Here is a 13,237-nt window from a genome sequence, read left to right as displayed (position 1 = left end):
AATATTAAAAGTATTAATCTCCTCTTCATTTTAGTTTTTATTTTTTACCTTTATACACCCACCAATACACTAATGGTATTACAAACAAACTCACAGCAGTACCTATCAGCATAGTGCCTATCATTGCCACAGCAAGAGGCTTCTGTAATTCCGATCCCATGTCAAATGAGAATAACAATGGTACCATTGCCAGTACAGTAGTAAGGGTAGTCATCATTATAGAGCGCAAACGCTTTTCTCCAGCTTGGTGTATAGCCTCTAACAGAGGCGTTCCTGCCTTGCGTAACTCATTAATCATATCTATTTTCAGGATACTGTCATTAATAATAATCCCGCACGATACCACTATCCCTATAGCACTCATCAGGTTCAGGGTGTGCCCTGTAAGGTAGAATAATAGTAACGCAGCAGCTATATCTATAGGCAGCTCTGCCAGTACTATGAGTGGTTGTACAAAGCTCTCAAATTGTGCAGCCAATATAAAGTACATTAGTAATACCGAAATAAGCAATACTACCACTAGCTCACTAAGCATCTTCTCGCTTGAGAAAAAAGCTCCGGCAAACTGTACCTCCCAGTCAGTATTATTCTTAAAGTTCGTTTCAATTGTATTTACAAGCTCAGCAGGAGCATCAGTATCGGGGTATATTAAGGGTATATACTGCCCATTTTTACCCGAAACTATTGTCTTTAAGTCAGTACTCTTAGCCGTGCTCACAAAAGCGCTCAAAGGCACTTTAAGATACTGTTTCTGTTCATCTTGTAAGGCAGTAGTTACCATAGTTGTCTGCAACACCTCATTAATTGTAAGACTATTGCCCGCAAGACTAATAGGCAAATACTGCTGGTATGATCTCAAGGTCGCTATTTCATTGTTTTTGAAGGCTGTTTTAAGTGTGCGTTGCACTTCACTATAATCTACTTTATAGCGTATTAACTGTTCTTTGTTAATAGTAATCACCAATTGCTCATCAAAAGGGATTGTATTAGCTTTTAAGTGGGTAAGTTGGTTTACCTGCCTTTGCACAGCCTGCACATCTTGCTCTGTAAGTGGTTTATACTTGTTTTTAGCCTGTAGTTGTACAATTATTTCAGGCTCATCAGTATCAAATATCTTCTCAAAAATATTCTTAGGAGGTGCAAAACTAAGCGTAGCCTTAGGGTATTTCTCTTGCGCCCACTGCCTTAGTTGTGCGGTAATTTTTTCTATTTCTTTAGCGCTTTTTGCCTTAATATACACTTCTCCTTCTGTTGTAGTAAGGTTATTCTCTTTTTCTAGCAGATATTGCTTTGTACCCACATAAGTAGCGCTTTCAATAGTATAATCTTTCAAGCTCTTCAGCAGTTCATCAGTACGATGTTTGTTCTCTTGGGTATGTATATTCTCATTCCATTCCACCTTTACCTCTACTTCATTGTACTCCAGATAAGGCATATTAGCCTTTGGCACAAAGTAAAATAATACTACACATAGCGGGATAGTAAGCCCAGCGGCTATCATAACCCCTTTTTTATGCCTAAAAACAAATGAAATTCCCTTATCATACCCCGCAAACAGACGCTTGTCTATAGCCCCTTGCACTTTTTCCAATAAAGAAACCTTACTAAAAAACTTCCTACGGTAGAAAATATGATAAAGCACAGGTAGCAGAATAATCCCTGTAAAGTATGACACCAGTAGCCCCACACTCACCGCAAAGGCTTGGTCTAAAAAAATAGCCCCCGATATACCACTCAAAAATATCAAAGGTAAAAACACCGCAATAGTAGTAAAAGTCGAACTCAGTATAGGCGTAATAACCTCATTAGTCCCCTTCACACAAGCCTCCAATAAGCTCTCCCCATTCTCACGATGCTGTGCAATAATATCGGTAACAATAATAGCACTGTCTATCATCATACCAATAGCCAGTATCATCCCCGATAATGAAATAATATTTAGTGATTTACCAAAAAAATAGAAGAATAAAAATGAAATAATCAAGGATGAGAACATACTAATCCCTATAATAATAGGCGATTTCGCATCCCCCAAGAAAAATATCGCTACCCCAAATACCAATAAAAAACCTAAAAAAAGATTTTGTTTTAAGTTGTCAATAGTAAAATCCAATAACTCAGTTTGGTTGCGGTTAATGCTAAATTCCACCTCAGGATAACTCTCCTCCAAGTTCCCAAGCACCCCCTCCAAGCTCTTCTTCAGCTGCTCCATTGTCTCATCAGCCTGCTTTATAATAGCCAATGTAACACAACGTTTCCCATTCACCATTGATAAACCCATCTCAGGCTTCTTACTCAAGGTTACCGTCGCAAAATCCTTCAGCTGCAATAACCTATCTCCCTTCCTAAAATAGATATTTCTCACATCCTCAATAGAGCGCAATACCGATGAAAATTTAATATTATATTCATAGTACCCATCACGCACCACCATACTGCCAGGCTCAATGTTATTAGCTGCAAGCAGATTCTCAATATCCGATAGCTGCAAATTACTCGCCTCCAAAAAGTTCATATCAGGCACAATCCTAATATACTGCTGCACAAATCCCGTAACATCAGCCATAGCCACCTCAGGAAGCTGTTCAATACGCCGCTTCACAATATGCTGTGCTAGTTCCGATAACTCAATAAATTTACCCTCATCACTATCCCTATAAGCCTCATCATTTTTTAACGAAAGATTTAGGTAAAACACCGGTATATCCGTAGCACTAGCCTTTATCACCTGTGGGCGCGACAAGCCTCGCGGCAGCCTACTCATACTCGCGTCTATCTTCTCATTTACCTCAATAAAAGCCAAGTCAGTGTCAGTCCCATAGTCAAATTTAAGCCGGATAATAGCCCTCCCATCCCTCGTTTCCGAAGTAATATCCCTTAGCTTGCCCACCTGTAGTAACTGCTGCCTAATAGGCGTAACCACCGTATTTTCCAGCTCTCTGGCAGCAGTATGCTCACCCGTAATCTGAATAGTAATCTCAGGAATCGGTATATTAGGCAAAAGCGATACAGGCAGTCTACTGAAAGTAACTGCACCAATAATTACCAAAGCCAAGAAAGTCATTAGTACCGCTATGGGGCGTGCCAAAAGGAAGCGTATCATATAAAAAGTCGGTTAGCAATCTTGCTATTATTACAAGGCACAAAAGTAAAAACTTTACATCAAAAAAACAAATATTTTTGAAGAAAAAAAATAACACCCACTCACCCCCTTTCCCCACCCCAATTACCAAATCCTCAAAAAAAACCTCTCCCCCCACTATCCACTAACTCCCAACTCCTATCCCCTGATAATCACCCCATTTCACTTACACCCCACCCCTATAATGAACGAAGGATAAACGAACCTATAACGAACTATAAACGAACTATAAACGAAGGATAGTCATTACCTCACTGATAATCAGTCTTTTCACCTTCCAACCTTCATTTTGCCAAATCCGCAACCCAATTCCTCAATTCCCACATTTTTCTCATCTTTTTTCTCATTTTCCCCTCATTTTTCTCAATCACCAATTCCCCTCTCCACCTATTCCTTAACCCCTTCTTACCTCCTATCTCTTATCTCTTACCTCAAACAAAAAAGTCCTTATGAAGGTTTTCTTTCATAAGGACTTTTTTGTTTATTTTATTTTTTCACCACAGAACTGAAAAATATTTCTCTCTATCAATCATTAGCAACTTATTCAGGTTTCACTACCCCCCCCCAAACATTACCCAATTTAATATTATGTTTGATATATTGCTTTTAGCCAATAACTCATCACATATTAGTTCCCATTATCCTTTATATTCCAAAAAACTATTTTCTTCCTTTCCAAAAAATCATTAAATAAGTTATGTTCTAAAATTTTCTCTTCTTCAGTAAGATTCCTTACTTCATACTTATTAGCAATGATATACCAAGCCCAACTATAAGGTTCATAATGCTCTATAAACCCTATTGCATAATAAGGTTTTGGGTCATCTTCTAAAGTATTAAGTCGTTCAATAAAATCATTACAAAACCATTATCAGGGACAGCTTTCTTATAAAGATCAGTAATTAACAAACAAATATATTCAAAGTAGATTTGTCTATAAAATTTCTTATGATCTCCTTGATATGTGATATATTTTACAGGTTCTTCTTTTACTTTATTCATATTTTAATCTATACATTTTATTAATTTAGCTACCTTTTCATTAGTTATAGCTATTTGTTAGTCTCAAAATCATAACACACCCCTTGCTACAAGCAAGAGCTTAATGGTTCTTTAAGTTTACTTTCATCTTTTCATACTTGCTTTCTAAGTATCTTAATAACTTCTCCAATACATCTTTGTGATAAAAGTTCGGATTAGTTGCATTCTCTGCAAGTTTCTGCTTTATATAATCATAAGAACTTATATTACCATCGTATGATGTAATTATTGCTGCAAGCTCAGGAAGGGTTTCATCTAAGCATCTATCTGCTTTTATGATAGCGTTCACCATAACAATTATACATAGCTCAGGAGAAAACTTATATAATACATCAAGAGCATAATCAAATATTTCTTCTGTATCAGAGTAATCCAAATTCTCACACCGAGTTATAAGCGCTTTATAATCTATTTCTATATTCATAAGTAGATATGAGTTTGCTCGTCTTCCCCCACTGACGTGTTTTTTGTAATTTGTGCCCTATTAAAGTATTTTCCAATGGGTGCATTACCACTTTAAACAAGTATTATACACTTCTGGGAACTCACTTACCGAATATATCTCAGGAGCATAGCATAGCTTTTCTATTTCCTCTTTTAATGACTTTTTTATAACTAAGGCATTTTGATAGCAAAAATAATTATCGGGTAATACATTTCCTAAAACAAAAATATTCCTATCAGAAGACTCTTTTAAGTGCAAATCAGGATAAAGAAAAGTGTCCTCCCAACCTCTCGCAGCTATTTTTAAGTTGTCATTAAAGGCAAATAATTCGTTATCAGCCCTACAGAAACGCAATAAATAATAGGGCTGCTTAGCAATATTCTCCCCTTTAGTATTTACAACATTCAAGGTTGCTTTTTCATATTGAGGGTTTAAGCCATTCTCTATCACAAGATTTAATAATCTATCAGAGAAAACTCTTATCCCTTCATAATATCCTAAGAAATCAAACAACACTTCTTTCTGGCGTTTTACCACTAAAATCAATTCTTCAGGCAATTTGTATTTCTCTTCAGGAGGAAAAAAGAAATACATAGGAGAGTATTTAATCCATTCTCCACGTTTAATTTTAGTTGGATTTTTAGGGTAAAATTCCTCTGTAATAGTTGTCATTACAGTAGCAGGAACTCCTTTAGGTAACGCATTGGGGTTTGAATAAAACCATATAAACAATTCTTCCATAATACTTACTTTATGACAATCTTTAACAACCACTTCCTGTTGTCCTTTGTCTTATGTTATATCTTAATTCGTTTTGATATTCAATTATTTTTTTGCTCAGCCACTATTTTACTTCAGCTTTTCAACTCTGTCCCTCTTATTATTAGCATAGCATATTGTATTTTCACCACCACCTATCAGTACCCGCATAGGGCGCGCCAATAGGAAATATATTATATAAAAATACAGTTAGTAATCTTGTTATCATTACAAAGTATAAAAATCAAAACTATAAGCTAAACTACAAATGTTTCTAATTAAAACTAAATTTGTAAATAGTAAGGTAATCTCTATCCATATCTTGTGGTGTAGTAGCGTAGTACACACCTCCTATTGCACCTATTAACTGTAACCCTTTAGGCACCTCAATGTCTGCTATAAGTTGCTGTTTTTGGTATAATTGTAAGCCATCGCTAGTAGTTCCTTCACCTTTGCTGTACCCCCTTACTACACTTCCCAATTGCGGCAAATATTTTATAAAAGTATAATAACCATAAATACGCTCATCTTCTCGTCTATTCTCTTCTGCCTCATCAAAAGTATTTGTTTGTCTGTAATTTGTATTCATGTCTAGCCCTGCTAGTCCAAACTTGCCTACTATCTTATCTTCTTTTTTGCTGTAAATATAAATAGCAGGGTCTGCCCAAAAGTTGAGATATACCTCATCTATATCTTCTGTCGTATCATAGTTAAAATGATCAAAGTTAGGAATGTTTTTGTATTTTAAGTAAATAGGTGATCGTCTGCCTATTAGTTGCTCTATCTTACCTGTTTGCAAGTTTATAATGGCTAGAATACGAGAGTAATTATAATAAATATCACTGTTAAAATAACCATTGAATTTAGGGTGCGAAGCTGTAATAGCTATAGCAACATGTTCCTTATCCCATTTTTTTAAAATGTTAGGAATACCGTAATCAAACTCATACGTATCACCTATTGAGGGCTGTGGGTTGTTCAGCACTTCCTCATAAGAACGTCTAATTTGCCAATCCATACGCAATGAACGCAATTTCTCAAACCGCTTGCTAAACACATCTACACTACTATTCTTATCATTGTAAGTAATAAAATCCTTAGCCCCCATAGTAATCCCACTGATGCCTAAAACTTCATTAGGACCACCTCCTTTACCAATATGCTTGCTTATAGGAGTCCCATTCTTGTCAAAACTAAAAATATAATCAAAACGCTCATCAATAAAATAAAGAGTATCATTGTACACATCAAAATGACCAGTATAAGAGGTCTCATCTACCCTTATTTTTAAGGAATCAAGACTAAAATTAGTATGTTGTATAGCCTTTTTTATAACTGTGTTAGTAGTAGTGTAATAGGCAGTTGCATCAGCTTCTTCTTGCTTGTTTTGGCATCCTACTACCCAGCTCATAATGCTAAAAAAAATAAGTTTTTTCATTTTGTAATCATTTTAATTATTATTGTTTTTCTTTATTCTTTACTTTATTAATTACAATAAACTGTGCAAGGATTATTTAAAACCATTTTTTCTTCTAATTACTTCATATTAATTGATCAATTCCAAGCAAAAGAATTATAGCTAATATAAAAAAGCAAAACTCCTCCCCTTATGTAATAGTGGAAAAGAGAAATTTATTATAGATTAATGCAATTATACTATTTTTGTAATAAATAAAAGCCTTATTTAACTTGTGAGGTGTAAAAAACTTATTGTAAAAATATTTTTTTAATATAAAGAAAGACAAATGTTAGGAATAACTGCTGTTTTTTTAATTTGTCAAGTATTTTAATAGGGTTAATTTTAGCTAAAATTCATTATTATATTCTCATTGCAAAGTGGTAAATAGAGTCTTTGACTAATAAAAAACTACCTAAAAACAGATTAATTCGGCAATAAGTCTATCAAGTTTAAGTTATTTTCAACAATAAAAAAAGCAACATGTAATGATTGGCAAATGAATTTGTATACTAATAACTATTTCTGACCTTTTTCAAAAGAGATTTACTTTAAGAAGTTGCTTTACAAATTTCAAAAACAACTCAATTTACCACTTATGTTTGTATAAAAAAACTATTTCTGTAGCTTTTAAGTAAAATTTATTAATATAAAATATATTTCGAATCAAGTATATAATAGACTATTTGTCTTATTTCAGAGGGATAATTACTCTTATTTATTGACTTTACGGACATAATTGTTTAATCAATAAGTACATTATTACTCTCTGTAAGTTGTTTATTTGATACATAGTACTTCATATTTATGTCTGTTCTTCTTATGAATAACAAAGAAAGCTCTTATTAGGTTAATTTTGAATTTTCTATTGAGGTTAAATAGCCTCTATAAAATATGTAATAATATGAATATTAATATATTATTCAATTCACAATATTTATATAGTGAACAGTTGTATTGGTAATTCTATAGAATGTAGAGATTTCTATAATTATATGAATCAATTTAAGTGTAAATTTTATTCCTGACTTATTTTCTCTAAAAAGCCATTTATAAAAAAAATAGGCATATAAATTAATTATTTGTTTATCAACAAACACAGAAAATTTACTGTGTAAACAAAAATTATTGATAATTCTCTTTTTTTTGAGCAATATTAATTATATATAAAGAAAAATCTTAGGACCAATTAAGATTTTTAACTTCATTTGGTCTTGAAAGATTTATTTCATTAACCATATACTTACGAAAACCTAAGTAATATGTTCTTTTTAAGGTGGAGTTATAATATGTGCAATCTCTCCCTCATAGCCCATAAGTGTATAAAAATTAGAATAAATAAGTGATTCCAAAAAGAAAAACTCTATTTTTGTATTTTACATTGTATTTATCTACTAATCTATTGAAATATTTTTAAGTTAAGTACATCATAAATTGTGAGAAAACATAACAAATATACTCAGCACATTTTTATTGTAAATTAAATTGAGAATGCAAATATATTCAATTCAAGTAGAGTAGGTATAATTTTTAGGATATAATGTGTTGACAACGAGTTATTTAAAAAAAATAGTATGTTTTAGATATACTAGTTATGATTAGAAATACTATATAATATTTTTCATTCAATAAGAATAAATATAATTTCTAAATTATAGTATTTGTGTTGTCCATTAGTAGTTAGTACAGTGTATACATTATGTTTGCCTAACCCTTTGTCTTTAGTAGTAACTTTCATAGTTATAGATACAGTATCAGCAGGAGCAATCACTATTTTAGAAATATCAATAGCAGTACAATTACAAGAAGTTTGTTGGCTTACTAATTTAACATCCTCAGATCCTATATTCTTCATAATAAAGGTGTAAATTACATCTCTTCCTCTTTTTACTTTTCCAATATTTATCTTCCTCTTTTGAAGTTCTAGATTCCCCAATGTTTTTACGATTGTGTCAACTGTAATATTTTTATTATTAATTATTTCTGTAGTTGTACTATTAAGGTCTACTTTTTTTGTTGTTTTTTTATTACAAGTTAACTGTAAGAGTATGAAGAAAGCTACAATTAGTAATTTAAAGTATTTCATATTTTATCAAAATAGAGTGTAAGATTATGAAAAAGTCCAAAAAGAAAGTATATTAATAAAATATTACTATCTTTTTGGACAAAAAATTATCGTCCACAAGTAGAGTGACCATTATTGCTACATTGTGAATCGGAATCACCACTACCACATTCTTTTCTTAAGGAAATCCAAGCGCCATCTGAACAATATCCCTGTTTACAAACACATCTGTTGGATTTAATAGAAAAATTGTCTATGTTAATTGTTACTCCAACACCAACATATCCCTCAGACTCTGCTAATGTTTCAATGTTAGTTAAAACTACATTGTTTAATTTAGTATCCTTGTGGATACCATTAGTAATTCCAAAACTACTTACTATCACAATACCTGTAACCAATAAGCATTTAAAAAAAATCTTCATAAAAAAATATTTATAATTATTTGCAAAGGTAAATAGTATTTCTCATATAGACAAATTTTTCCGCTATTTTTTTAATTTCTTTTACCTTTATTATTTTCAAAATTCTTTTTTGTCCAGCTATGTCTAATATCTATTGAGTTAAATGATTGAGAAGTAGCACCTTTGCTAAAAGCCTCTTCAAAACTATCAGTCCCTTTCAGTATGAATAATTCCTTATAAAAAGGGTTAGAAACTTGTATTTCTTTTCCTAACCAATCAGATTCTCTATATCTAATAGGGGTGTTATAACAATTAGCATAACTATCTATGTTTTGTACTTTATACTTTAATCTGTCTTTAGGGATATATAGTTCAAGAACCGACTTAAAAGCTACTTGAGCCTTTTTATAAAACATAGAAATATATAGTTTATTAAAAACATTATGCCCTTCTACTAATGTATAAAAATTTTGACCTTCAAAATGAGATATATTTTCAAAATCAAGACTGTATATCTCTTTACTGATACAGTAAGTTGTAGGATCTATCCACATCTTACCTATCACATTAGTAAAATACCGCCCTTTATTCTTTATTTTTTCAACCGACTGAAATGCTAATACCCAATACTCTTTTCCATTAATATATTGTGAATCTTCCATCCTAAAATGATAAGACTTAACCTTTAAGAAGGGGTGATTAGCTATGTAAAAAAGATAATTATCTATAATGTTTATATGTTTATCTATTTCAAAATCTTTTTTTTGATTAGTTTCTATAACCCTTGCTTTACAATAGCTCCACAAAGGGCTATCAAAAATGTAAGGGGTAAGCAATTTTTGTACTATTACTTCCCCCTCTGTTTCTTCATATTTCAGTGGTTGTTCCAGCTCATTAGTGCAAACTGATTTTAAATTAAAAGAGACCCCAAAATTACCCTCAGCGGTTTTCTTGTAAACTAATTCTAGTTTATTAATAAAGTCTTTCATATCAGTAGTTTTAGGTTTGTTGTACACCACTACCTCTGCTAATAGCTTCACATCAGTTTGCAGGGTAATTTTGGTAGGTAGCTTTGTCCCTTCTAAACAAAAAGTTTTGTAACTGATATGTGAAATACAAATCTTTTTTACTTCTGTAGGATTAGCAGCAAAACGGAATAGCCCTTTATCGTCAGTTGAAGTAATCACACTATCATTTATAGTAATTACAGCCCCATACACAGGAATGTTATCTTCTTCTGCTACTACTTGTGAGTAGAAGAACACTTCTTGCGAAAAACTACATAGCGATAAAAAAGTTGTAAATATTACAAAAAAATGTTTCACTTGAATATATATTATTGAGTAGTTAAAAATAAATCAGCATATATAGCAACTGATGAATGTGAAGACCATAGACCTAATAACTCAAAAACTAATTTCTAACCTATTCTTTCACAAAATAACTTACAGTTGTAACTCCCATTCTACTTCTTTCCTCCACTACAAGTCTTTTTCTAGAAAATCGTCCTCTTTTCTCCATTGTAATTCTAGCAGCATTACCCTCTATAAAGACCATATTTTCCGAAAAGGCGTATATTCCTACACTTCTTTCCAGCTCACAGCTATTATCTCTATAGGTAAAGCTTTCCAAATCCTTTTCGTGAAAAACAAAGAAAGGAACCCTACTGCAATGGCATATCGCCGATTCGTCGCTTCCATAGCACACATCGCGCCCATTAACTGTAGTCCGTTCCCATACCCAAATCCCTTTTAGTTGTTCTTTAGTAATTTCTTCATCTTTAGAACAAGCACTAACAGCTATAAAAGCTATTAATAACACGCCGATGGCTAATAGTTTTTTTATTTTCATTTTCATATATAATTGTTTTACATTAAAAGCCACAAAGCTAATGCCAATGTGTTGTCAATTTCTATAATTTGTGTAAAAAAGTAAAAAAAGGCTGCCCCGAGATTTCTCGGGGCAGCCTTTTTTAGTCAAATAGGTATATGTTTTATTTCTTTTTTCTTCTTTTCAAAGTTCACCGCGCACGAGTCAATTTCCGATACGCGTAAGGTATTTACCATACCTTTACCTTGCATAGGCATTGATACGAGGCTTATCATAATATCACCCATATCCACATAACCTTTCTCATTAGCAATATGGTTAATATCCTCTATCAGCTCATCAGTCGATACAAATCTATCGTAGTAGAAGGTAGTTACCCCCCACAACAAGTTCAACTGGGTAAGAATACGCTTGTTTGATGTAAAGATAAGAATATGTGAATTAGGTCTGTACGACGAAATCCTAAAAGCAGCATACCCACTATTAGTAAGTGAGGTAATCACCTTAGCATTAGTATCATTCGCCATCTTAGCAGCGTGGAAACAGATAGTATTAGTCACATAACGCAATGAGCGTATAAAAGGAGTAATAAGCGGAACTTGTATAAGGTTAGAGTCTTCTACACTCTTAATAATTCGGCTCATTTGCTGTATTACCTGTACAGGGTATTTACCCACCGAGGTCTCTCCCGAAAGCATCACCGCATCAGCACCATCCATAACCGAGTTACCTACGTCATTCACCTCAGCACGGGTAGGGGTAAGGCTGGTAATCATACTCTCCATCATTTGGGTAGCAATAATTACCGGTATGTGGTGTGATTTAGCTTTACGTACCAATTCTTTTTGTATAAGCGGTACCTCTTCGGCAGGTATTTCTACACCTAGGTCACCACGGGCTACCATAATACCATCGCAGGCAGCCATAATCTTATCAATATTTACCAAAGCCTCAGGCTTCTCTATCTTAGCAATGATAGGAATGCGGTGTCCAGCATTCTCCTCTATAAGTTCTTTTAAGTCGCGTATATCTTCAGGGTTACGCACAAATGAAAGAGCAAACCAATCTACCTCTTGGCTAATAGCAAATAAGGCATCGCGTACATCCTTTTCAGTAAGAGCAGGTAATGATACTTTCGTATTAGGTAAGTTCACCCCTTTCTTTGATTTTAGCGGACCTCCTTGTACTACTACAGCCACTACCTCATCCTCACGATTAGTTGATTCTACCTGAAAAATAAGCTTTCCGTCATCTAGCAAAATACGCTCACCAGGGTTCACATCCATCGGGAACTCTTTGTAGTTCATATACACACGTTCTTTGGTACCCACAAAAGGCTCACCAGTTACAAAAGTAACACGATCTCCAGGGGCTACGTGGCTCTCGTCTTCCATTACACCTACTCTTAGTTTAGGACCTTGCAAGTCAGCAAGTATAGCTGTATGAAATCCGTATTCTTGGTTTATCTGGCGTATCATTTCCACTCTTTGGCGCACATCATCATAATCAGCATGCGAAAAGTTAATGCGGAATACATTCACGCCTGCCTCCATCATAGCTTTTATGATTTCAGGCGATTCCGTAGCAGGACCTAAGGTTGCTACTATTTTTGTTTTTTTAGTGTTTAGCATTCTTGAAAAAGCAATTTATGTTTTAAATTCAGTGTATCAGGTGTTATAATATAAGCTGTGGTAGAAGGTATTTGGTTCAGCTTACTTACAAGTTCAGCTGTATTCAGCCGTCCTTCAGTATCTATCTTCAGGAAATAGTCTACTTTCTTTAAGTTAGCTATTAAGTATTGCACACTATGTGTAGTACTAAAAATTTCTGTACCACTCATTTCTCTCTCTGCATTTAGCTTGTTGCCAATACAGTGCCACTTAACGCTTGTTTCGGGGTTATACCAAGTGTAGTACGAAAAGTATTTTTGGTAGATAGGGCACAGCAAAGCCTCTTTTTCATGCTCCTTATGCAGCTGTAACCTCAATTCTTTATTTAAAAAATATACTAAGCGATAATCTGCTAAAAGGCTGTGCAGTCCTATTAGTTTAAAATCACATTCATAATCTACTAATAGCTTTCGTGTTGCCATTGT

General features: G+C 33.5%; 10 protein-coding genes. All 10 read right to left on the bottom strand.

Features of this window, described 5'->3' with window-relative positions; all coding sequences use genetic code 11:
• Nucleotides 1-37: 37 nt before the first annotated feature.
• Nucleotides 38-3,103, bottom strand: a complete 3,066-nt coding sequence (locus C4H12_RS09100; protein ID WP_106098636.1) for an efflux RND transporter permease subunit — start codon at nucleotides 3,101-3,103, stop codon at nucleotides 38-40.
• A 1,141-nt stretch (nucleotides 3,104-4,244) separates the two neighbouring features.
• A complete protein-coding gene (locus tag C4H12_RS09095) occupies nucleotides 4,245-4,607 on the bottom strand; it encodes a hypothetical protein (protein ID WP_106098635.1) in 363 nt (120 codons plus the stop codon).
• 84 nt (nucleotides 4,608-4,691) lie between these two features.
• A complete protein-coding gene (locus C4H12_RS09090) occupies nucleotides 4,692-5,369 on the bottom strand; it encodes an Imm43 family immunity protein (protein ID WP_254424743.1) in 678 nt (225 codons plus the stop codon).
• A gap of 292 nt (nucleotides 5,370-5,661) precedes the next feature.
• Complete coding sequence (locus C4H12_RS09085) at nucleotides 5,662-6,825, bottom strand: hypothetical protein (protein ID WP_106098634.1); 1,164 nt, start codon at nucleotides 6,823-6,825, stop codon at nucleotides 5,662-5,664.
• A 1,639-nt stretch (nucleotides 6,826-8,464) separates the two neighbouring features.
• Entirely contained in the window at nucleotides 8,465-8,929 is a 465-nt protein-coding gene (locus C4H12_RS09080; protein WP_106098633.1) for a DUF1573 domain-containing protein, read from the bottom strand.
• Nucleotides 8,930-9,015: 86 nt separating this feature from the next.
• Nucleotides 9,016-9,333: an NVEALA domain-containing protein gene (locus C4H12_RS09075; protein ID WP_106098632.1), complete on the bottom strand. Its 318-nt coding sequence runs from the start codon at nucleotides 9,331-9,333 to the stop codon at nucleotides 9,016-9,018.
• A 71-nt stretch (nucleotides 9,334-9,404) separates the two neighbouring features.
• Nucleotides 9,405-10,637 carry a hypothetical protein gene (locus tag C4H12_RS09070; protein WP_129588228.1) on the bottom strand — a complete coding sequence of 411 codons (1,233 nt, stop codon included), beginning with the start codon at nucleotides 10,635-10,637 and terminating at the stop codon, nucleotides 9,405-9,407.
• Between the two features lie 100 nt (nucleotides 10,638-10,737).
• Nucleotides 10,738-11,169, bottom strand: coding sequence for a hypothetical protein (locus tag C4H12_RS09065; protein ID WP_106098630.1), 432 nt, complete (start codon nucleotides 11,167-11,169; stop codon nucleotides 10,738-10,740).
• A gap of 119 nt (nucleotides 11,170-11,288) precedes the next feature.
• The gene (pyk, locus tag C4H12_RS09060) at nucleotides 11,289-12,773 is read right to left on the bottom strand and encodes a pyruvate kinase (protein WP_106098629.1); all 1,485 of its coding nucleotides are present in this window, start codon (nucleotides 12,771-12,773) and stop codon (nucleotides 11,289-11,291) included.
• Nucleotides 12,767-13,234 (bottom strand): IPExxxVDY family protein, encoded by a 468-nt coding sequence (locus tag C4H12_RS09055; RefSeq protein ID WP_106098628.1) that lies wholly within the window; start codon nucleotides 13,232-13,234, stop codon nucleotides 12,767-12,769. The genes pyk and C4H12_RS09055 overlap by 7 nt, the downstream gene beginning before the upstream one ends.
• Nucleotides 13,235-13,237: the final 3 nt, after the last annotated feature.

The organism is Capnocytophaga sp. oral taxon 878 (genome assembly GCF_002999135.1).
Lineage (GTDB): Bacteria > Bacteroidota > Bacteroidia > Flavobacteriales > Flavobacteriaceae > Capnocytophaga.
The sequence above is the reverse complement of the archived record's forward strand: the minus strand, read 5'-3'. Positions and strand labels throughout refer to the sequence as shown.